Below are 23,374 nucleotides of genomic sequence, written 5' to 3' on the forward strand. Positions count from 1 at the left end.
CTTATCAGATACATTTCATTGTTCTAGAGCACAAAACTCTTTAGCACAAGTTTGATCTTTGCCATGGTCTTTAGCCTGATATAAAGCATCATCCGAATCATTAATTAATTTCTTTTGTGATTTACCTTCATGATAAGATGAAGCTCCAATACTCACAGTAATCTTAATCTCTAATCCTTCATATTTAATAACCATATTTCTAATAGCTTTATTAAGTCGTTTTCCCATTTCTACTGCCCCATTGAGATCGGTTTCAGGTAAAATTACTGCAAATTCTTCTCCTCCATAACGAGCTACTATATCAGATTCTCTAGCTTCTTTTTTCAATAACCGAGCTAACTCTTTTAATACTTCATCACCAACTTGGTGCCCATAAGTATCATTAAAATCTTTAAAATTATCTATATCCATCATCAATAAAGACAAATCACGTTCATAACGTTTTGCCTTCTCAATTTCTTTAGCCAATATTTCTTGGAAATGGCTGTGATTATATAACTTAGTCAGACCATCTTTAGTAGCTAATTCCTCCATTTGATTATACATCCTTGCATTTTCAATAGCAATCGCAATTTGGTTAGCTAGAGTAGTTACAAATCTGGTATCAGCTTCTGTAAAATTACGTTTGAATCCAACTTGCCCAGCCGCAACAGCACCAATTACTTCACCGCGAATAATCAATGGAATTATCATCCCTGACTTCATATTAAATGTATCCAATTCATTATGTTCATCAGGAATCTCATCTTCAATAGCCGCCTCTTTATTTTCTATTACTCGCCAACATAATTCTTGAGTCTTAGCAATTAATTTTTCTTCCGCTTCACCTCCAGGTACACCAGTAGAAGCTACTAAATTCAAATTTTCTTTACTTTCATCTAGTAAAAACAACCCCGACATAGAAACTCCCATTGTCCCCATGATCACATCTACAGTTAAGTTAAAAACTTCTTCCAAATTTAAAGTTGAATTAATAGTACTACTAGTTCGCTGCAAAATAGAAAGCCCTGCTACATTACGTTCCATTTTTTGAAATATTTTTGCTTTTTTTATCACAAGTGGGGCTTGAGTAGTAATTGTCTCTACAGGTAAAAAGTCTTCTTGAGAAAAATAATTTACATCACTATGTAAAAAGAGTAATAGACCTTCTAATTCATCATCAACAAAAATAGGGGCTGCTAATAAAGATTTAAAACCTTCTGCAATAAATAAATCTTGGCTATACTTATTTTTGGTTTTAGCTTGTTGCAAATTATCAACTATTAAGATTTCAGATTTAGCTTTTTTTAAAATACTATTAGATAAACTATAATGCAGTTTGAAATATTCATTGTTCAAACCACAAATAGCCTTAACTTCAAGTTGACCATTATCAGTCAAAAATAATGCTCCATAATCGATCCCCAATTCTTGACATCCGATATCTACTAAAGTTTGATAAGTGTCGTCTAAACTAAATTGAGAAATCGTTTTTTCATTTATTTCACTTAATACCTGTAAATTATCGTATTCTTCCCCCATATTTTCATTCCCTTTTCTGTTTAGATTTTAGTCACCCTAAATAACTTTATTTTCTTTTATTCTTATGTAAATTATTCTATACAATTCTAATTATACCTTCATAATTTGAATTTTTTTATGGAATCTAATTATAGAAAATATTTTTGCGCATACATAATTCCTAATATCGTCAAAGAATGAGTAATTTCGCCACTAGAAATCAAATCATCTATCTCTGCCCAAGGTACTAAAACCACTTCTATATCTTCTGAATTATCTAATTCTTGTTCTCGAAACTTCTCTACTTCTGTCGCTAAATAAAAGTGACAATAATTATTCTGGATAGCTGGATTAACTGCAACATTTCCTAATGAAATTAGTTCTTTTCCTTTATATCCAGTTTCCTCTAATAATTCTCTTTCAGCAGCTAACTTAGGCGCTCCTTCTCCATCATCTAAAGTTCCCCCTGGTAATTCTAAGGTCACTTCTTCAGTACCAAAACGATACTGCTTAACTAATACAAGTTGATTATCAGAAGTAATAGGCACAATATTAACCCAATCTAAAAACTCCATTTTAAAGAAGTTATGTTCAACATCTTTTTCAGAATGATAACATTCCTGTTCACTAAAACGAACAATCCCTTCATCATATAAAATCTTTTCTTTAATAATATCCCATTGATTTTTCATTAAGATCCCCTCCCCTAACACTTTAAATATAAGCGAAAATCCTCTTAAATACTAATTAACTAATAAACCAAAGAAATTTTATAATCTTTTATAGATCAAATCATAATAATTTACTTAACATCATATTCATCATCTTTAAATTCATAATCTACATCATTATTCTCTTCATCTCCAGTCTTTTCCTTTTTTTCAGAAGTATACTTCTGTTCTTTTATTTTATTTAAGATATAACTCCAAATCACTACTGCCACTAATGTATCATCTAACCAACCAATCACTGGAAAAAAATCAAAATCAAAAGGAAAAACTATATATAACAAAGGAAATATAGCCAGTCCTTTATTAAATAGAGATACTTGAGGGTCCTTAAGATATTGATAGGCTAATTTAATATTCTTCATTATACTCCGTAATTTTTGTAATTTATTCATTATCAATCTCCCCTCATCGGCTAATTTTTTACCTTTTCACCTTTTAAATCAACTTACAGTTGGAAATATGCTTACTAAAATGTTAACATATAAATAAAATGAATAAAAGGAGTGTTAACAAATGGCATTAGATGGTACTACTTTAGCTGCAATCAAAACTGAATTTGAAGATAAATTAGTTGGTGGCCGAATAGATAAAATTTATCAACCCCAAGATAACTTATTAACTATAAAAATTCGACAGCCAGGTAAAGATTTAAAGTTATTAGTCTCAGCTAACTCGCAAAATCCTAGAATTCATCTAACAGATCAAGACTTTAGTAATCCGTTGAAACCACCTACATTTTGTATGCTATTGCGAAAACATTTAGAAAGCGGCCGAATTAGAGAAATTAGACAACCTAAGTTTGAACGTATTTTAGAAATTGTAATCCAGTATAAAAATAGCACTGGGGAATTAGAAAATAAAATTTTAACTATAGAATTAATGGGCCGCCATAGTAATATTATCTTAACTAAAGAAAACAAACAAGTTTTAGATAGTATTAAACGAGTTACAGGTAAAATGAGCCGTCATCGAGAGATATTACCAGGAAAGCAATATAAACGTCCTCCTGAACAAGGTAAGAAAAACCCTCTAACTACTGAAAAAGATGAATTTATTACAGAATTAAAAGAATCTATGAATCAGCCATTATATCGAGCGATTATGAATAACTATCGTGGTATCAGTCCCCTAATTGCAAAAGAGATAGCAGTTAGAGCTAATTATGATGGGACAAAAGAATTAACATCTATCAAACAGATTAAAAATTTGTGGTCCCCTTTTGCAGAATTAGTTACAGCAATAAAAAATAATGACTTTAATCCCACACTAATTTATAATGATAACCACAAAGATTTGACAGCGTATGCAGCTTTTGATTTACAACAATTTAATTCTCCTAAAGAAAAATTCAAAACAATAAATCAGCTACTCAATTATTATTATACGACAAGAATAAAACAAAAGAAAATTAATAAATTAACAGAACAAATTGAAAGTGTAATTGCTAATAATAAGGAAAATGCTTATAAAAAGTATAATAAAGTTAAAGGACAATTAAAAGGAGCTCGCAACGCAGAAAAGTATAAACTAAAAGGTGAATTAATTACAGCTAATATTTATCAATTAGAAAAGGGACAGAAAAAAGTTACTCTCAATAACTATTATGAAGATAATGAAGAAGTAACTATAGAACTCGATGAAGATTTAAGCCCTTCTGAAAATGCTCAACGCTATTTCGAAAAATATGAAAAAGCAAAAACGAGTGTCAAATATTTAAAAAATGAAGTCACCAAGGCTAAAAATGAAATAAAGTATCTAAATCAATTAGAAAATAATTTAAATAATGCTGAATCAATAGCAGAATTAGAAGAACTTAAAAAAGAGTTAGTTGAACAAAATTATATTAAAGAACAAAAATCTAATCAAAACAATAACCAAGATAAAAAATTACCACCACTTAAATTTAAATCTAGTGATGATTATGATATTTTAGTAGGGCGCAATAATCGTCAAAATGATAAATTAACTAAAAAAATTGCTAATAACCAAGATCTCTGGTTTCATGTCAAGGACTTAGCAGGCTCTCATACAGTAGTCAGAAATCATACTGGAAAAGAAATTCCTGAAGATACGATCTTAGAAGCAGCCCAAATTGCAGCTTATTATAGTAAAGGTCGACAATCAAGCAAAGTTCCTGTTGACTATACTTTAGTCAAACATGTTAACAAACCTAAAGGAGCTAAACCAGGTATGGTTTATTATGAACAACAAACTACTTTATATGTAGACCCTGATGAAGAGCTAGTCCAAAGTTTAAAAATTAAAGATAGCTAACCTGAAATAAGTTCAGCAGCAACTTTTATACCTTAATTATAAATAGGTGGCTAATTAGCCACCTATTTACTCTCTTTAATTATGTAATTTAAAAGTCCATTTTCATTTCTAAGCGCTGTTCTTCTTTCTTTATTTCCCATAATTGATCTAATCTTATCTCCGAGGAAATCTCAACCGGTAAGTTTATTTTTAAATTATTAATCCCCTTTTCAAAGGCTAAATTAGAGGCATAAATCAATAAATCCTTAATTAAATCTGCTTCTTTTTCTTCCTCTTTTGGCAAATAAATATAAATTCCATTCCCATCTACTAATACTATCGCTGTCACATTATTTCTTTTAACCCGATGAACATAAGGTCCTTGATAATCTAAAAAATTATTTTTTGCTGTTTTAAACGCCTTTTGCCAAATATAATCTTCCGCCCAAGGACAACCAACTACTATTTCAAATCCTTTTGGCTGCTGTTTGAAATCTAATTCTTCTATTTTTTCTATTTCTACTGTTTTCTTTTCTAAAACATCGATTGTCAATTCTGGATTTTCTTTAATTTCCTTTAGTCCTACTTTTTTATATAATCCTTTAGACTTATCAGGATTAGGCCAAGTGACATAACTTTCATAGCCTAGGTTTTTCATCATAATAGCAGAAAATCTAACTAACTCAATCCCAAATTTTCTACGTCGATATTCATCATGAATTTCTAGCCGAATTAAATAAACTGGGTCTGCCTTATCAGGTGGTAAAATTAGTTCAATGTGCCCAATTACTTCATCATCTAAAATTGCCACAAATACTTTACCATTAGCTTTTTCAACTAAATCATATCTGAATTTACTCGTTTCCTTTTCTTTCCACCATGATTTAGGAGTTGAGTCTTGATACATATCATAAATTTTAATAGCATCCGCTGACGTAGCCTCGCGTAATAAAACCCGTCCTTCATTCGAATAAACAAATTGCTCCATACCATCACCTCTTACTAATTAAATTAACAAATAGATCACGTCTATTTAAATATAAATACTTCGAGCTTTTTTAAGCCGCTTAATTTCTTAATTCTATACAAACTCAATTTATCCTTCATTTATTATAAAATTTACTTTTACCACAGTATTATATTATATACATTTTTACGTTATAATATACATAAAAACCCCGAACCAAACTGGCCCGGGGTTTAATAATAAGTAAATTATTTAAATCTAAGCTTCAGCTTGCTCTTCTTCTTCTTCATCTTGTAGAGCAGAACTGATAACTTGATTAACAGTCTCCATTACTTTATTGAACTCTTGCTGAGCTTCCATAAAGCTTTTAACTTTTTCATTTTCTTGCATTTTACTTTGCAGACTTTGCATCTCCTGTTGTAGATCTTCTCCTGGCTGTTGTCCATTCATTTGAGCCATTTGAGCTCTTTGTTGTTGAGCTTGATACTGTTGAAGAAGCTCTTGAGCATCTTCATCTGCTTGCATAGCCTCTTCCTTTGCTTTTAATTCTTCATATTCACTAGAATTAACAATTTCTTCAGCTAACTCTTCTGCTTTTTCCATAATTGACATAAATTAAAATCCCCTTTCATGTTTTCCTATTCAGATTTTTCGACTAATTCACCGAACAAAGTCCAACTCTGTGCTTCATTAATCATAACATTAACTATCTCTCCTGTCAAATTTTCTTCTCCTTCAAAAATAACTATCTTGTGAGTCCGGCTTCGACCGGCTAATTTACTTGGATCTTTTTTACTAGGACCGTCTACTAAAACTTCGACAGTTTCACCAATTAACTCTTTATTTTTTTCAGCACCAATTTCACTTTGTAAATCCATTAAATACTGCAAACGCTCTTTTTTAATTTCTTCCGGCACTTGATTTTCTTTTTCTGCTGCTGGAGTACCACTACGCTGCGAATAATTAAACATATAAGCCATATCAAATTTTATCTCTTTATATAACTCAATAGTCTTTTGGAAATCTTCTTCAGTCTCACCAGGAAAACCTACAATCGTATCAGTACTAATTGCTGCATTAGGATTTTTATCTCTGATTTTATTCACTAATTCTATATATTCTTCTCTAGTATAACCACGATTCATTTCTTTTAAGATTTTATTACTTCCAGCTTGAACTGGTAAATGAAACTGTTCACAGACTTTATCTAAATTACTAATAGTATTTATTAATTTATCATTAAAATCCCTTGGATGGGGAGTCATATAGCGAATACGATCTAAATCTTTAATTTCATTAATTTGCACTAATAGATCAGCAAAATCAATCTCCATATCTAAATCTTGACCATATGAATTAACATTTTGACCTAACAACATCACTTCTTTAACTCCATCAGCTGCTAAATCTTTAATATCTTGGACTATACTTGCAGCTGGTCTACTTCTTTCTTGGCCTCTTACATAAGGAACAATACAGTAAGTACAATAATTATCACAACCATAAATAATCGTCACTTTAGCTTTATGATCTTCACTTCTTTGCACCGGCATGTCTGAAATCAATTCTTTAGATTCATCCCAAACTTCTACTAAAGGACTATTTTCTTGTTTAGCCTCTTCTAATAATTCAGAAAAATAATGCAAATTATGAGTACCAAAAACTAAATCTACATGAGCATATTTCTCTTTGATTTCCTCTACTACATGATCTTCCTGCATCATACAGCCACAAATTCCGACTAATAATTCTGGATTTTCTCTTTTTAACTGTTTTAACTGACCTAATTTGCCAAACACTTTTAATTCAGCATTTTCTCGCACACAACATGTATTTAAAATAATAATATCTGCTTCTTCTATTTCATCTACCGCTTCATACCCCTTGTTTTCTAAGACACCAGCTATTTTTTCAGAATCATTTTCATTCATCTGACAGCCATATGTGCGAATAAAATAATTTTCTCTCATTACAAATCGCTCCTTTTTTAAAAACACAAGTATATCTACTTTAATCCAAATAGCATTATAACATAGAAAGTACAAATTGCAAAACAATAAAAACCCAGTCCTTGTATAAAAACAAGGGCTGGGTTAATTAATTTTTATTTCTTTATTCAACTTTAATCTCTAATTTGATAACTCCAATTATAACCACTATTATTATCCCAATTATTTGCACAATCCTTAAAACAAAAATTGAATTTATCTGCTTCTTCTACTTCTGTTTCAGCTGTCCACCTTCCATCTTCATATCTCATTTCTATGTCTCGTACATTATCCCAAGAGTCACCGCGGCTTATTCCTTGATGTAAATAAACTTTATGAGCACCGCTTTTAGCAAGTAACCCATTATAATTTACTCTAACTCTATCACCTGGATTAATATTTTCTGGATCCACTCTTACTTCTTGTGAATGCATATTTTTCCCCCTTTTAAGTATTAAAATTTCAGCTATGTCCTTTCACAGCTGACTTTTCATCTTATTACACAGTATATAGTGTACAAAGACTTCATCTTTTATTAGTAGGAATTTATACCAAAATTACTAAACATCTCTGTTAAAAACAAAGAACCCTGCCAAAATAATTTGACAGGGCCAATTGATACCATCTATCACACTGATAATTCTATTATTTAGCTCTATCTAACTTCAAAAGTAAACTCTTCACCATTATAATCAACAACTACTTGATCCCCTTCAGTAATGGATCCATCTAGCATTTCCATAGCTAATTCATCCTTAATATATTTCTGAATTACTCGCTGTAATGGACGGGCACCATAAGTTGGATCATAACCTAATTTACGAATTTCTTTTCTAGCAGCATCCGTCAATTCAATTTCTAAATCTTGCTGGGCTAATTTATCTTCAAGATATCCCAACTGAATTTCTATAATCTTATCTAAGTCTTCTTCAGATAAAGAGTGGAAAATAATTTGTTCATCAATTCGGTTAATAAACTCTGGCCTAAAATGAGATTTCACTTCTTCTTGTACCTTATCTCTGATTTTGGTTTCATCATCTAAATCTTGAATATACTGCGAACCAATATTAGAAGTCATAATAATCACTGTATTTCTGAAATCAACTTCTTTACCTTGACTATCTGTTAAGATACCATCATCTAAAATCTGTAACAGAATATTAAATACATCAGGATGAGCTTTTTCAATCTCATCTAATAGAATTACAGAATAAGGCTTGCGGCGTATTTTCTCAGTTAATTGTCCTCCTTCTTCAAAACCAACATAGCCCGGTGGAGATCCAATTAATTTAGCTACAGCATGTCGTTCCATATACTCAGACATATCTAGACGAACTAAAGAACTTTCATCATCAAATAATGTAGCTGCTAAAGTTTTAGCTAATTCAGTCTTACCAACTCCAGTAGGACCCATGAATAAGAAAGAACCAAGTGGTCTCTCTTCATCTTGCAAACCAGTTCTAGAACGACGAATAGCATTACTCACAGCTTTAATAGCATCATTTTGCCCTACAACACGCTTAGAAATTTCTTCTTCTAAGTTAACTAGCTTTTCTTTCTCACCTTCCATCACTTTAGTTACTGGTATATCAGTCCACGAAGAAATTATTTTAGCAATATCTTCTTCAGTGACTTCTTCTCTTAATAAATCACTATCAGTTTTTAATTCTTCTGCTTTTTGATTGGCTTCTTCTAATTCTTGTTTTAATTCATGAAGTTTACCGTGTCTTAAACGAGCTGCTTTTTCATAATCGGCTTCCCTTTCTGCAGCATCAGCAGCAAGCTTAGTTTCTTCAATTTCTTCTTTTAAATCCTGGATTTCTTGGATTACTCCTTTTTCTGCCTCCCACTCAGCCTTTAATGGGTCTAATTCTTCGCGAATATCAGCAATTCTTTCATTAATATCTTCTAATCTTTCTGCTACATTCTCTCCTTCTTCACTCTTTAAGGCTTCTTTTTCAATTTCTAAACGACGCAACTCGCGATTTAATTCATCAATTTCAATCGGCATTGAATCAATTTCAATCTTAAGTTTCGAGCCTGCTTCATCTACAAGATCAATTGCCTTATCAGGTAAGAATCTATCCGTTAAATATCTATCTGATAACTCTGCTGCAGCAACTAAAGCATTATCTTGAATCTTAACTCCGTGATGAATCTCATATTTTTCTTTTAAACCCCTTAAAATTGAAACTGTATCATTGATACTTGGTTCTTCTACCAATACAGGTTGGAATCTACGTTCTAATGCAGCATCTTTTTCAATATGCTGTTTATACTCTTCTAAAGTTGTAGCTCCCACACAATGCAATTCTCCTCGAGCTAGAGCAGGTTTTAATAAATTAGCAGCATCCATAGCACCCTGAGTAGCACCAGCACCAACTAAAGTATGCATTTCGTCAATAAACATAATAATTTGCCCCTGAGCTTCTTTAACTTCTCTTAAAACAGACTTTAATCTATCCTCAAACTCTCCTCGATACTTAGTTCCTGCTACTAAAGAACCCATATCTAAAGAAATGACTCGTTTATCACGCAAGGCATCAGGCACATCACCATTGATAATTCTTTGGGCCAAGCCTTCTACAATAGCAGTTTTACCTACACCAGGCTCCCCAATCAAAACTGGGTTATTCTTTTTACGCCTAGATAACACCTGCATTACCCGTCTGATCTTTTCATCACGACCAATAACCGGATCTAACTCTCCTTCTTCAGCTTGCTGAGTTAAATCTATAGTATAATTTTCTAACGATTGGTATTGACTTTCAGCATTTTGGCTTGTCACGCGTTGGTCACCTCTAATTTCTTCAATAGCATCTTCTAATTTATTAGCACTAATATTCTTTTCTTCTAACAAATCTGCTACTTTATTATTTCCTTCAGCTAAAATTCCTAATAACAAATGTTCAGTAGAAATATACTCATCATCCATTTTCTGAGCTTGTTGACGTGCTTTTCTTAGCACTTTGCGCAGCGTATTCGAAATATAAAGTTCTCCTCCATCAGAATAAACTTTGGGATACTTATTAATTATTTTTTGTAAATTCTGCTTCAAATTATCTAAATTGAGACCGACTTTGCGCAGTAAAGGAGCAGTTATCCCTTCTTCAGATAGCAAAGCCAATAACAAATGAGCGGTATGCACTTCTTGATTATTATAGTCTTCTGCCAAATACTGAGCCTCTGCTATACCTTCTTGGGCTTTACGCGTAAAATTGTCCATTTTCATTTTTTATCCCTCCAATTTAATTTTTTCTAGGCTATGACTTGGGAATCAAAACTACTAAAAATAAAACTCTGAATTAGATAATAAATTATAAATACAGTACTTTATTACAATATTATAAAATAAAATTATATTTTTGTCAATACCTGCAAAAAAATATAATCAATCAGTTACAAACATTTTATTTTTTGAACTATTTCCTCACAAACTTTATGCGTTAATAAATGATCATTTATCATATTTGCATTATAATCATTAGTCTTTAATAATTCTAAAAAATGATCGATTATATTCACAAAACCTCGATTATACAACATTTGATTCCAAGGTTCTGATCTAATCACCTCTTTACTCCCATCTTCATACTTACTCATTTCAGTCAGTTCCTCAACTACTAGTTTCTTTTTAAAGCCCATTACTTCTACTCTTTCTTCTGTAATCCCATTATCCCTGTTCATAATCCCCACCGCAGTATAATTAGCACCTCGATAAGTAATCATCACTCGTTTCAAAATTTCCTCTTCCATTACTGCATCTATATCTAGATCTTCTATTTCTCCCCCAGCTAAATATCTTAATGTATCAACTACATGAATGAAATCATCAAAAATTACTTCTCTCACTTGACCTGGATTGTAAGTTCTATTTTTATCCATTTTTAATATTCTATTTCCTTCTACAGCATTTAACTTTTGATACATAGGTACATAACGCCGATTAAAACCTACCATAAAGTTTAGTTCTTTTTTAGCTGCTAAATCACCTAAAGCAGCAGCTTCTTCATAATTATAAGCAATCGGTTTATCTACATAAACATGAATATCATTTTCTAATAATTTACGCACAATTTTAACATGAGCCTCAGTAGCTGCATGAACAAAAGCCGCTTCAATATCTGTAGTTACTAATTCATCTACTGTATTCATTGTCTGCTTTACATTATATTTAGCAGCTAAACGTTTTCTTGTTTTATCTGTGCGAGTAGCAAAGACCAACTCTAAATTTTCTCGTGTTCCCACAATTGGCAAATATGCCTTTTGTGCTATATTCCCTAATCCAATTACTCCAACTTTCATTATTTCACCCCATTTTTTTATAATTATTTCATCTAATAAACTTTGCTGCTGCTTGATCTGCTAAAATAGTTACATTTGTATGCAATTGTAATAAAGATGCTGGATGTCTTGTTGTGATTTCACCATTAATACTTTTCTTAATCGCTTCTGCTTTCTTCTCTCCACTAGCTAAAAGCAAAATTTTATTAGCTTTCATAATTGAACTCATGCCCATTGAGATAGCTTGCCGCGGCACCTCATCTTTTGAGGAAAAGAATCTACTATTAGCTTCAATAGTATCTTCAGCTAACTCTACTACATGAGTATCAACATGCAATTTGTGGTCAGGTTCATTAAAACCTATATGACCATTAGTTCCTATACCTAATATTTGCAGGTCAATACCTCCGGCTCGAGAAATTTCCTTATCATATTTGCTGCAAATTTTCTTACAATTTTCTTTCTTTCCTTGCGGAATATGAATGTTTTTTTCTTTAATATTAACCTGATTAAAAAAATTATTATACATATAATAATGATAACTCTGTTCATGATGCGGATCCAAGTCTAAATATTCATCAAGATTAAAAGTAATTATGTCTCCAAAATCGACTAAATCATCTTCATACATAGATATCAACTCTTCATACATTCCCAAGGGGGTTTCGCCAGTAGCTAATCCTAGGACTGAATTAGGGTTGGAGGTGATTTGGCTAGAGACCATTGTAGCTGCTTTTAAACTTAATTTCTTATAATTGTCTAATACTTCAATCTCCATTTTAAACCTCCTTTATTATTTATTAATTGAAATAGCCATCTGTTTATGAGTATGTCGTCTACCTCTAATTGCAGTTGAATAAGCTAAAATATTTTCAGGAACTGCTAATCCTTGGTACCCAGCATCACCTATATGATGTAAATCCGCTCTTGCTTCAATCATTTGCAAAGGCAAATCAGAAGTTAAGTCATCTCCATGGACTCCAGCCGAATGCATTTTTCCAGCCATAATAATAGTGTCTTTTGCTATAGAGGAAATAGTTTTAATTTTTTCAATAATTTTTTGATTAGTAACTCCTGTTTCTGGACTAGTCATAGAAAAACCTATTTCTTTTTTCTGTTGTTTTGGTGTTTTTATCCATCAGGCCACCTCCGTTACTCATAAATTATTATTTATTCTAAAAGTACTTCATATTTGTACTCATCACTTCTGTAAATTGATTTAGTATACTCAATTATATCATCATTAGATAGGTAAGTAGTTCGTCTAAATAATAAAGCTAATGACTCTTTAGGTAAACTAAGCAAATCACTTTCTTCATTTGTTAATACAGTTGGTTCTATAGTTTGACGCGCATGGTCTAATTGATAATTATATCTTTCTTCAAAAATATTATAGAGAGAACTCCCAGCTAAAACATCCTCAGTCAAATCAGGGCATAATTCGCAAGGAACCCAAACGTTTTCTATAGCTAACGGAACATCATCAACAATTCTTAATCTCTTAATAGCAATTGCCTTCTCTGATTGTAGATGTTCTCTTATTTCTTTAGTTACCTCTTTAATAGTAAATGATAAGATTTTACTTTCTGTTTCAAAATCTTTATTCTGCATTTCTTCAGTGAAACCATGTAGTTCAGATAATTGCTGTTTAAATTTAGCTTCAGCTTCTTCAACAAAAGTACCCCTACCTTGCTCTCTATACAGCAATCCCTCATTAACTAATTCATTAACCGCCCTCCGAGCTGTCATCCGACTAATATCATGAATCTCACACAATTCTCTTTCGGTAGGTATTTTTTCCCCTGCTCTTAAAACATTATTATTTATCATTTCTTTTAGTATTTCTTTCAATTGATAATATATTGGGACTGGCTTATCTTTTGATATTTTTTTCAATTTTTCCCCCTCCAATCTGAATTAAACTTATTAACATGTCGATATATTGTATATACCAATTTTATTATACTAAAAATTGCGGTCTACTGTCAACCGAAATAGCAGAAATTAATTAGAGGAGAGGATATCCTCTCCTCTATAATATAATCATATTGATTTAAAATTCTGCATTACCTGGAGTACGAGGGAAAGAAATTATATCTCTAATATTACTAACCCCCGACATGTACATTAAAATTCGCTCAAATCCTAATCCAAATCCAGAATGAGGTACTGTTCCATATTTCCTTAAGTCAAGGAACCATTGATACTGTTCTTGTTCCAATCCAAATTCATCAATTAAATCTACTAAAACATCATAACGTTCTTCTCTTTGACTACCGCCGACTATTTCTCCTACACCAGGCACTAAGCAATCAACAGCTCGCACAGTTTTTCCATCTTCATTCAATCGCATATAGAATGCTTTAATATCTAATGGATAATCAGTCACCATTACCGGTTTAGCAAAATGATCTTCAGCTAAATATCTCTCATGTTCAGTTTGTAAGTCAATACCCCACTCAACTTCAAATTCAAAATCTTTATCTGCTGCTTCTAAAATATCAATTGCCTCAGTATAAGTAATACGAGCAAATTCAACTTCTACTAATTCTTCTAACTTAGCAATCTTATCTTCTTCAGCTACATGCTGATTAAAGAATTCTAATTCTTCTTTACATTCTTCTAAAGCATATTGGAATAGATACTGCAAGAATTCTTCTATGATCTGCATATTATCTTCTAAATTACAAAATGCCATTTCGGGTTCAATCATCCAGAATTCAGCAGCATGACGTCTGGTATTTGAATTTTCAGCTCTAAAAGTTGGCCCAAATGTATAAACATCACCTAATCCACAAGCTAAAACTTCTGCTTCTAACTGTCCACTAACTGTTAAACCAGTCTCTTCAGCAAAAAAGTCTTGTTCAAAATCTGCTTGCCCTGCTTCAGTAACTGGCACATCAGCTAAGTCAAAGTTAGTAACAGTAAATAATTCTCCTGCTCCTTCTGTATCATTAGCAGTAATAATCGGCGTATGTACATAACTGAAATCTCGTTCTTGAAAAAATTGATGCACAGCATAAGACATCTTACTTCTAAAACGATTAATTACACCAAAAGTAGTTGTCCGCGGTCGCAAATGAGCAATTTCTCTTAAGAACTCATTAGAATGTTCTTTCTTTTGTAATGGATAATCAGCAGGACAATCTCCAATAATACTTAATTCCTCAGCTTTCATTTCTACACTTTGTTCTCGCCCTTCTACTGCTTCTAAATAACCATTAATTCTTACACTAGTATCTGGATTTATATCTTCTAATTCTTCAAATTCAGCTGGATTTAAAATTACAACTTGTAAATTCTCTACTGTACTGCCGTCATTCAACTCAAGAAAAGCAATATTTTTAGAACCACGCTTGGTTTTCACCCACCCCATCACAGTTACATCTTCTTTATCTTCTACTTCTAATTGTAATGCATTTTTAATCTTAGTTTTATCAAAATAAGTCATTTTTTTACCCCCATCATTAAAAATTCAAAATCAATATTATTTTACGCTAAAAATCTATTTTGATTCCATAATGTACTCCTTCAGCAGTTTCATAATCTTCATGAGTAGCTATCTTATAGCCAAGCACTCCCATAATCCCTTGACCAAAGCGACCACAAAATCCTACTTCAGCATCAATAATCATAGCTGAACTATTAATTATATCTGCTTCAAAATATACTTCTCGCTCTCTATCAATCTTTCTTTCAATTACAACTCCTGCTTTTAAACCACTAGAATCTTCTTCCCAGTAGTCCCCTGTAACAGCACCTATTTTAGCTGCATAATTAAAATTTTTATTTCTTTCTTGTAAGTTCTGAGGAATAAACTGATATTCAACTTCAATCCCACTAGCATTATCCCCACTAAAAATATCAGCCGCAAAACCTGAATATTGGTCTTGCCCATAACCTACACTCACTAAAGTAATATCAGATACAGCAGAACGAGGACTAAAATTGCTAAATTTAACATTATAATTCCCCTGACCAATACTCAAAGTCGAAGCAGCAACAGTACCACTCATTAGTATAATTAAACACATAGTTACTAGTATAATTCTCTTGTTCATTAAAAATATCCCCCTCATTCTATTATTTATTAATTTTGACTCCAACTAAATGTATTCTTGATAATTTCCCGTTTTCCTTCTTCAAACGACAATTATTGCAATTATAAAAAGGAAATTAATCTCTAATCTAGAATAGTATAAATTGAGATTAATAAAAGATTTTTTATCATCTACTTAAATTTTTAGACAGAAAGGAGTTCAATAAATGAAAAGAAAATTACTAATACTTGTTATTTCACTAAGCTTAATCGGAATATTATCTCTACCAGCAGATGCTACATTTACTACAGGTAAAGGTCAACGTACTTTTAAAATCGAAAGTTTCCGGGTAACCCCTAAAATTCAACTTAGGGGCTTTTTAATTGGATTTGGGATTGATAATCAATCTTCATTCAATATTAAAATAACTCAAGCTAGTGAAGATGAAGAAGAGACCAAACCCAAAATGAACTTTATTATACCTAGTTATGAAGATATTGATGAATCTTATACTAAATTTTCATTGCGAGGTCCAGTAGTAGATTTAACTTATCAGTATATTCCTAAGAACCGTTTTTTCGTAACTCCTAATTCTTTAAATGCTCTCGAAGTGGGCCTAAAAAGATATACAGGCGAAGTATATGACACTCGTAATGATTCTAATACAGTAATTCAAAATGTAGATAAAACTTATTTAATACTAGGTCTTTTAAGTCGTTCACGTTGGGAAAATTATAATCTCTTCTCTGATTTCAAATTCTCTTATGACCTGCAAGAAGTCGGCGGCTGGCTATTTGACAGCCAAGTAGGATTAGAGTATAAATTTAAAGAAAACATTCGCTTACAGTTAAGTTATAAAGCCATAGCATCTACAGCTGATTCAGAACAAGGAATTAATCTCGGCGTAAGAATCCATTATTAGAAAGTAGGCAACTAACGAAAAAATCAGCATACAGATTATTAAAGCACCGGAATTACTCCGGTGCTTTATTTTTATTCTAATTTTTGCACCCATTCTCTGCCCCACTGGTCAATATCTCCTGCTCCTAAAAATAAATATATAACTCCTTGCTCACTTTTATAATCGTTTAACCACTCCTCTAACTCAGGATAGCTATTAAAATAATGAACAGTCTGCTCACTTATTTCTTGACTTAGTTCTGCTCCCAGTTGTACTAATTCTTCTTCTTCAACCTGCTCACGAACTTTATAAATTCTAAATATAGCCCGTTCAGTAACATCTTGATTTAAAATATTTTCATATTCATCTAATAACCTTTTAGTCCGCAGATATTGATGGGGCTGAAAAACAACCACTTTATCTTTATTACTCTCTATTTGAGCTAAATTATCTACTACAGCCTTCACTTCACTAGGATGATGAGCATAATCACTGATTATTATTTGTTCTTGATCTTGATAAAGGGTTTCAAATCTTCTTTTGACCCCCATAAATTTAGCCAAAGCATCTTTCATTTCTTCAAAAGAAAATCCAAAATAGTATCCTACAGCAATTGCCTCTAGAGCATGTTTTATATTATATTCCCCTAAAGCCGGAAGTTTAAAGCGATCAATTTCTTCTCCTTCATATTCTAAGGTGAAGAAAGAACTTAACTCCTCTTCCTCAATATCTACCGCATTAAAAGTAGCTGCGGAATCATTAACTCCTACTGTATCAACTCGAATATCTAAATCACTTATTATCAAATTCAATTGTTCAATCACTTGGTCATTAGTCACTAAATATTCTGTCAGACCAGCCACATACTCCTGATAAGCTGCTAGCATATCATCTAAATCATCATAAATATCAGGGTGATCAAATTCAATATTAGTTACTACCCCTACATCAGTTCTATACTTTAAAAAGGAACGTTGATATTCATCGCCCTCTAAGACAAAATAATCACCATCTTTAATAGCAAAATTACTAGCAAAGTTATTAACAATCCCCCCAATAATAAAGCTTGGTTCTGCTCCCGCTCCATCTAATAGTTGAGCAATCAAAGCTGAAGTGCTGGTCTTACCATGAGTTCCAGCAGCAGAAATAACTCTGTTGTTGTGAGTAATTAAAGCTAAAGCATCAGAACGATTTAATATATCTAAATTTTTATCTTTAGCAGCCTTTAGTTCAACATTTTCTTGGGGAATAGCATCCGAAAAAATAACCTTATCTAAATCAGCAGTAATATTACTTTGCTGATGACCAATGGTAATTTCTACTCCTTTAGATTTTAAGTCTGTTACTAATTCATTTTCTTGCAAATCTGAACCTGTAACTTCATAATTTAAACTCAAAAAATATTTAGCAATTGCTGACATAGCAATTCCGCCTATACCAATGATATGAATTTTTTTATTATCCATCAGTAGCACCCTCTTCCCTTAATCATCATTAACTGTTTGATAATCATAAACATAAATTTTACTTTGTTCATCATTATTAACTAATACTAATAATTCCTGTTTGCCATCTTTATTGATATCTCCACTTGCTAAATCAACTATATCATCAGCTAATTTTTTACTCTGCCAAATCTGCTGATATTTATTATCCTGCCATTCAAACACTATAATCCTATTATTTTGTTTAGAATAACTATAAATTTCGGGCTTTTGATTAGTATTTAAATTAGCTATTACAAATTCAGCTCCTAAAATTTTATCAAGCTGAGCTTTTAACTTATAATCTAGATCATAGATTTTTAATCTATAACCTTTTTCCTCTTGATAACTTGTTAAAATTAATTCCTTATCTTTATTTTCATCTAAGTTTGATAAATTCACTCTATAACCTTCATTCTGCCCTATTTCAATTTTGAAATCCGTTACAAACTTTTTTTGCTGCCACAAATTAAATTTTAAAAGTCCTTTATAATCGCGAGTAACAAGATAAGTCTTACCATTTAAATCAGCAATTAATTTAGGGCGATTCCTGTTAAATTTTTTTAAGACCTGAACCTTATCTTCAGGTGGGTTAACTTTAAATTGAATCGGATAATTATAATTTTCAGCAAATATTTCTACCCCACCTTTTTTATCTGTATCTCCTATTACTAAATTATAATCATCATACTTAGTACGTTTATAATTCTCAATTGTATATTCAGAAGTTAATTCACTATCATAATTCATTATTTCTATTCTAGAACCATGATTGACTACTACTGAGCCATACTTCAAATTTCCCCAAGCCAAGCTGTAACTTGGCCCAGCAAAATCATCAGTCTTAAATAATAATCTATATCCAGTATGCTCATTAATGTATTTCTGACGATAATAATTTACTACTTCATCTTTATTAGCAAAAGATATAACTTTTTCAGCAGCAGTTAAAGCAGTATTCATATAATATAATTCCACTTTTAAAAATATTTTATCACGACCTTCATAAACTTCTCCTGTCACTAAATAATCTCCCTGCTGCTCAATATTATCTAATTGACGATAATTGGATATATCGACTGAATTAACCCCAAATAATTTCTTCCTAGTTAAATAACTATAAAATTTACCCTCAATATGCTCCGTCAATTCTTGCAACCTTTTAGAATTACTAAATTGAGCTAATAAAATCTGTACTTGTTCTTTATCATTCATTACCTTATCACCAGCTTTAATCTCATCTTCTTGCAATTTGTCTGTTATTTTAGCTATAGAATAATGATCTTCAATTTTAGTTATAGAAATTTCTGCTAAAGATTTATTAATTGTACCTAATCTTTCTTGAGTAATAGGGTCTTTTAATAAATCTATTCTTCTTTTAACTACTAATTTATCTCCGGCAGAAAAATTTCCTTCCTTCCCCTGGTCTAGATATAATTTATCTTTTTCAACTTTAGCAATATAAGCATTAACAGACTGAATCTCTAAATTATTAAACACCTCAGATAACAATCTGTTGATTTGGGAAGAGAAGTCAACATCTTTACTCACTACTGGTGGAGTAATTAACAATAATAAAATTAAAGTCATACTATATATTTTAGACCCCAAAATTTCTCCTCCTCTTATATCATTTTATTAATTAAGCACATTATTTATTTCTAGAAGAATCACTTAACTCCTTCATTTTGCTTTTCATTAGTGTTACTTTTCGATTGAAAATATCTACATTTATCAGTTAAGTAAACATGACATTGTAATTTCATACAATAAAATCGCTGCTCATTAAAATAAACACAATTTTTACAGACCATAACTTAATACCTCCTATTAATCCTATACATATATTATTATGTATTAAGAATAATATATTGTGATGTAATAATTTCCTGCTTTTCCTTCCTATAATCCTACAGGATTTGACACTATCTTCAGAGCAGTATATAATTAAAAAACAACTATTTAACTAAGAACTATGAAAGATATATAGTCTAGTTTGGAGGAAAAAGAATGAATTATCATACACATTCAGCTTTTGGATTATTATTCACATTAATCACAGTAAAAATTATAGTTTTATTTGACCTAGTTGATATTTCTTATTTATTAAATGGTTCTTTATTTAACGGCACTCTGATTAAATTCTACTTAGCAGCAGTAGTTGGTGCACTTATGCCTGACTTGGACCATGCTCAAAGCAAAATGGGGCAATTACTTTGGTTTATCAGTAAACCGCTCAAGTTTTTCGGTATTAAACATCGTGGATTAACCCACAGTTTAGTAGGTATTGTATTATTCAATTTACTATCTAAACAATTAGTCACTCATAATTGGATTGAAATTACTACCTGGTGGGGATTGAATATTGGTTATATTAGTCATATTGTTGCAGATATGATGAATGTCCAAGGTCTTCCTTTATTATTTCCTAATGACAAGAGATTTAAATTTCATAGCAATATCACTACAAATTCTTGGCAGGAACAATTTTTAGTTTTTATCGTTTCTTTAGCTATAATAATCATCATTCTTCAGGAAAGAAGTTATATTAACTTAAGTGAGATTATTAATATGATAACGCTTAATTAGCTATCAAAAATGAATCTTTAACTTTCAACTAAATATATTTCAAAAAATAAAAAAAGAGGAGGGGAAAATCCCCGCCTCTTTTACTATTAGTTAACCACAATGGCTATATCCACAATTATCACAGAAATCGCATCCTTCTTTAAATTGCAATTCTGCTCCACATTCTGGACATAAAGGCTTTTTACTTTCTTCTTTATTTTCTTTAGCTGCTTCTTGTTCTTTACTTTTTTCTTTTTCTTCTTCTATCACTTCTAAATCAGATTTAAGATGTTTAAAAGTTTTAGAATTAATTATCTCTTTTAACGCTCTCGCTACAACATCAGGACAACTACGTCCTTCTAAATCTTTACCTTGTCCTTTTTCATACATAAAGCTTGGACAAGTCGATGTCGATTGTAATTGATCAATTATCTCTTCTGGGGCAATACCGCTTCTTAAAGCTAAACTAGTTAAGCGGCTTACAGCTTCAGTCATTACAAAGCAACCACCATCACTACCAGTAGTTAAGAAGGTTTCAATTGGCTCCCCTTCTTCATCAAGGTTAATTGTTAAATATAGTTTGCCACAACCAGTCTCATATTTAATAGTTTCTCCTGCTGCAGCTAATGGTCTCTTCTCAGGATAAATCTTACCATCAATTTTAGTCGGTTGATCTAATAATTCTTTTTCCTGCCCTTTATCTTCATTATCATCAGTACTTAGTACTTGAGCAGTTCGGCTACCATCTCGATAAACAGTCAATCCTTTACATCCTAATTCATGTGCTAATTGATAAGCTTTAGAAACATCTTCTCGACTTGCTTCATTAGGGAAATTAATTGTTTTACTAACTGCATTATCAACATGTTGTTGGAAAGCAGCCTGAATTCTAACATGCCATTCAGGGTCAATATCCATTGCTGTGACTAATACTTCTTCTGAAGCATCTTCAGTAAAGTCATACTTGAACTGACTTACATTACCATCAGCATCTGTATGTGAATATTGAAAACTAAAGAATGGCTCAATTCCACCACTAGTTCCACCTAAGAAACTAATAGAACCAGTTGGAGCAATAGTAGTCAAAGTAGCATTTCTCTGTGGTTCTTCATATTCACTTTCATCAATCCCAGGGAAAGCACCCTTCTCTTGGGCCAATTCACGGCTGTATTGATGAGCAGTGTCATTAATGAAGCCCATGACCTTCTCGGCCATTTCTACTCCTTCAGGACTATCATAAGCAATTCCTGTCTTAATTAACAACTCATGAAAGCCCATCACTCCTAATCCAATCTTACGATACTTCATTACTTGCTCTTCAATCTCATCTAATGGAAAGTTATTAACTGAAATTACATTATCTAAAAATCTAACTGCTAAACGAATCGTCTCTTCTAACTGCTCCCATAATACTTCACCATCTTCAACAAACTTAGATAAGTTAATCGAACCTAAGTTACAGGCTTCATTAGGAAGTAGCGGCTGTTCCGGTTTTGTTGTTATCTTAAGAGTTTTTTATCTCTTAATTCTCATAGTTTCCTATGAGGTCGGCGTACATTTTTAGTCAGTTTGCGCAATTCTTTTAAAATCTTTTAACATACTTTTCATACTATATGAATAATCACCATAAAAAGCGAATGCTATATTTCTAAGGTCTTTCAAATTATACTTTATTAAAATTTCTTTAAATAACTTTTCAAAACTAGATGATATGTCATTATATGGTATAGATAATATAAATTCTGAATTAGAATTTATAACCTTTTTTACTTGTTTTCTAATTTCTTTATTTCGTTTTTTTCTTTCAATTTTTTGCTTTCTATTAGAAAACTTTAATGCATTTGCTGCAGCACAAGTTTTTGAACAAAATTTTCTATTAGAAGTTTCTATAACTAAAAATTCATCTCCACAGATTTTACATCTTTTTGATATTCGAGATTTCTTATTTCCTAATTTACTAGTATCAACTTTTTTCATCGCTTTTTTCACAGCATTTGAATGCTTTTCTCTAAATTTTTTATCCTTAAACCTTTCTTTCGATTTTTGCCCGATTAATTTTTTGGTTTTTTGAGTATGTTTTTTTCCGAATAATGGATTTAATTCCCCTTCTAATACATGATTTTTAGAAGTGTTTTTATTATCAATCCAGCTTTGAGTTAATTCATAGAAATTCAACCCTATTTTTTTACATAAATTCTTTAATTGTTTTTTTCTAATCAATTCTATTGTGATATCAACTTGGTTTTGTAATAAAGCAATTTGGGTTTTAGCTTTTTTAATACGGCTTTTATATTCTGATTTAATTTCTACTATCTTAACTAATTCATCATTATCATATAGGAAAAAGTCTGGTTTATAAGATGTACCATTTTCTAAAAAATAAGTAGTTTCCTCCACTTCATAATCTATATTCAACCTTTCTAAACATTTAGCATATACAAATTCATAAGAACTGCGCAAATAATTATTTCTATAAAATCCTGCATAACTATTAAAATCCAAAATAATCACTCCTGATTTTAACATGACTATCGGAGACTCTTGGGAATATTTTTGCTTTCATAATGCTCAATTCCTACGCTCTACAAGAGATTATGATTTAATCTCTCACGGTATTAGCATATTAGTAATATTATTAGCTTAAATTGAAAATTTTAT

The 23,374-nt window shown here is 31.4% G+C and carries 22 protein-coding genes; 3 read left to right on the forward strand and 19 right to left on the reverse strand.

Going from position 1 to position 23,374, the window contains the following annotated elements:
- Positions 1-15: 15 nt before the first annotated feature.
- The 3 genes from JOC47_RS03815 to JOC47_RS03825 all read right to left on the reverse strand — a co-directional run bounded on the left by JOC47_RS03815 (position 16) and on the right by JOC47_RS03825 (position 2,623).
- Positions 16-1,521: a sensor domain-containing diguanylate cyclase gene (locus JOC47_RS03815; RefSeq protein WP_204700650.1), complete on the reverse strand. Its 1,506-nt coding sequence runs from the start codon at positions 1,519-1,521 to the stop codon at positions 16-18.
- 128 nt (positions 1,522-1,649) lie between these two features.
- Positions 1,650-2,192: an NUDIX hydrolase gene (locus tag JOC47_RS03820; protein ID WP_204700651.1), complete on the reverse strand. Its 543-nt coding sequence runs from the start codon at positions 2,190-2,192 to the stop codon at positions 1,650-1,652.
- Positions 2,193-2,302: 110 nt separating this feature from the next.
- Complete coding sequence (locus JOC47_RS03825; RefSeq protein ID WP_204700652.1) at positions 2,303-2,623, reverse strand: DUF1232 domain-containing protein; 321 nt, start codon at positions 2,621-2,623, stop codon at positions 2,303-2,305.
- A 121-nt stretch (positions 2,624-2,744) separates the two neighbouring features.
- Between JOC47_RS03825 and JOC47_RS03830 the strand changes: the two genes are divergently transcribed.
- On the forward strand, positions 2,745-4,505 hold the full coding sequence (locus JOC47_RS03830) for an Rqc2 family fibronectin-binding protein (protein ID WP_204700653.1): 1,761 nt from the start codon (positions 2,745-2,747) through the stop codon (positions 4,503-4,505).
- A gap of 88 nt (positions 4,506-4,593) precedes the next feature.
- On the opposite strand, the gene JOC47_RS03835 is transcribed toward JOC47_RS03830, so the two are convergent.
- The 11 genes from JOC47_RS03835 to JOC47_RS03885 all read right to left on the reverse strand — a co-directional run bounded on the left by JOC47_RS03835 (position 4,594) and on the right by JOC47_RS03885 (position 15,784).
- On the reverse strand, positions 4,594-5,472 hold the full coding sequence (locus JOC47_RS03835; RefSeq protein ID WP_204700654.1) for a GNAT family N-acetyltransferase: 879 nt from the start codon (positions 5,470-5,472) through the stop codon (positions 4,594-4,596).
- A gap of 237 nt (positions 5,473-5,709) precedes the next feature.
- The gene (locus JOC47_RS03840; RefSeq protein WP_204700655.1) at positions 5,710-6,063 is read right to left on the reverse strand and encodes a YlbF/YmcA family competence regulator; all 354 of its coding nucleotides are present in this window, start codon (positions 6,061-6,063) and stop codon (positions 5,710-5,712) included.
- 26 nt (positions 6,064-6,089) lie between these two features.
- Complete coding sequence (gene miaB, locus JOC47_RS03845; protein WP_204700656.1) at positions 6,090-7,421, reverse strand: tRNA (N6-isopentenyl adenosine(37)-C2)-methylthiotransferase MiaB; 1,332 nt, start codon at positions 7,419-7,421, stop codon at positions 6,090-6,092.
- 152 nt (positions 7,422-7,573) lie between these two features.
- Positions 7,574-7,873 carry a carbohydrate-binding protein gene (locus tag JOC47_RS03850; protein ID WP_204700657.1) on the reverse strand — a complete coding sequence of 100 codons (300 nt, stop codon included), beginning with the start codon at positions 7,871-7,873 and terminating at the stop codon, positions 7,574-7,576.
- Positions 7,874-8,094: 221 nt separating this feature from the next.
- Entirely contained in the window at positions 8,095-10,671 is a 2,577-nt protein-coding gene (clpB, locus tag JOC47_RS03855) for an ATP-dependent chaperone ClpB (protein WP_204700658.1), read from the reverse strand.
- Positions 10,672-10,838: 167 nt separating this feature from the next.
- Complete coding sequence (locus JOC47_RS03860) at positions 10,839-11,744, reverse strand: Gfo/Idh/MocA family protein (protein WP_204700659.1); 906 nt, start codon at positions 11,742-11,744, stop codon at positions 10,839-10,841.
- Positions 11,745-11,772: 28 nt separating this feature from the next.
- The gene (gene nagB / locus JOC47_RS03865) at positions 11,773-12,501 is read right to left on the reverse strand and encodes a glucosamine-6-phosphate deaminase (RefSeq protein WP_204700660.1); all 729 of its coding nucleotides are present in this window, start codon (positions 12,499-12,501) and stop codon (positions 11,773-11,775) included.
- A 15-nt stretch (positions 12,502-12,516) separates the two neighbouring features.
- Positions 12,517-12,816: a DUF7916 family protein gene (locus tag JOC47_RS03870; protein WP_204700661.1), complete on the reverse strand. Its 300-nt coding sequence runs from the start codon at positions 12,814-12,816 to the stop codon at positions 12,517-12,519.
- A gap of 77 nt (positions 12,817-12,893) precedes the next feature.
- Complete coding sequence (locus JOC47_RS03875) at positions 12,894-13,619, reverse strand: GntR family transcriptional regulator (RefSeq protein ID WP_204700662.1); 726 nt, start codon at positions 13,617-13,619, stop codon at positions 12,894-12,896.
- A gap of 157 nt (positions 13,620-13,776) precedes the next feature.
- Positions 13,777-15,174: an asparagine--tRNA ligase gene (gene asnS, locus JOC47_RS03880; protein WP_204700663.1), complete on the reverse strand. Its 1,398-nt coding sequence runs from the start codon at positions 15,172-15,174 to the stop codon at positions 13,777-13,779.
- A 46-nt stretch (positions 15,175-15,220) separates the two neighbouring features.
- Positions 15,221-15,784 carry a hypothetical protein gene (locus tag JOC47_RS03885; RefSeq protein ID WP_204700664.1) on the reverse strand — a complete coding sequence of 188 codons (564 nt, stop codon included), beginning with the start codon at positions 15,782-15,784 and terminating at the stop codon, positions 15,221-15,223.
- A 205-nt stretch (positions 15,785-15,989) separates the two neighbouring features.
- Between JOC47_RS03885 and JOC47_RS03890 the strand changes: the two genes are divergently transcribed.
- On the forward strand, positions 15,990-16,685 hold the full coding sequence (locus tag JOC47_RS03890) for a hypothetical protein (RefSeq protein ID WP_204700665.1): 696 nt from the start codon (positions 15,990-15,992) through the stop codon (positions 16,683-16,685).
- A 71-nt stretch (positions 16,686-16,756) separates the two neighbouring features.
- Here JOC47_RS03890 and murC read toward each other — a convergent pair whose 3' ends face one another.
- The 3 genes from murC to JOC47_RS03905 are packed head-to-tail and all read right to left on the reverse strand — an operon-like array spanning position 16,757 to position 19,962.
- A complete protein-coding gene (gene murC / locus JOC47_RS03895; protein WP_204700666.1) occupies positions 16,757-18,130 on the reverse strand; it encodes a UDP-N-acetylmuramate--L-alanine ligase in 1,374 nt (457 codons plus the stop codon).
- A gap of 18 nt (positions 18,131-18,148) precedes the next feature.
- A complete protein-coding gene (locus tag JOC47_RS03900; RefSeq protein WP_204700667.1) occupies positions 18,149-19,759 on the reverse strand; it encodes a hypothetical protein in 1,611 nt (536 codons plus the stop codon).
- A 59-nt stretch (positions 19,760-19,818) separates the two neighbouring features.
- Positions 19,819-19,962, reverse strand: a complete 144-nt coding sequence (locus JOC47_RS03905) for a hypothetical protein (RefSeq protein WP_204700668.1) — start codon at positions 19,960-19,962, stop codon at positions 19,819-19,821.
- Positions 19,963-20,158: 196 nt separating this feature from the next.
- Here JOC47_RS03905 and JOC47_RS03910 point away from each other — a divergent pair, with 196 nt between their 5' ends.
- The gene (locus JOC47_RS03910; protein WP_204700669.1) at positions 20,159-20,737 is read left to right on the forward strand and encodes a metal-dependent hydrolase; all 579 of its coding nucleotides are present in this window, start codon (positions 20,159-20,161) and stop codon (positions 20,735-20,737) included.
- A gap of 90 nt (positions 20,738-20,827) precedes the next feature.
- Here JOC47_RS03910 and JOC47_RS15875 read toward each other — a convergent pair whose 3' ends face one another.
- Positions 20,828-22,219, reverse strand: coding sequence for a ribonucleotide reductase barrel domain-containing protein (locus JOC47_RS15875; RefSeq protein WP_204700766.1), 1,392 nt, complete (start codon positions 22,217-22,219; stop codon positions 20,828-20,830).
- 57 nt (positions 22,220-22,276) lie between these two features.
- Positions 22,277-23,218, reverse strand: a complete 942-nt coding sequence (locus tag JOC47_RS03920) for an NUMOD3 domain-containing DNA-binding protein (protein ID WP_204700670.1) — start codon at positions 23,216-23,218, stop codon at positions 22,277-22,279.
- Positions 23,219-23,374: the final 156 nt, after the last annotated feature.

The organism is Halanaerobacter jeridensis (assembly GCF_016908315.1).
In the GTDB taxonomy this organism is placed as follows: Bacteria; Bacillota; Halanaerobiia; order Halobacteroidales; family Halobacteroidaceae; genus Halanaerobacter; species Halanaerobacter jeridensis.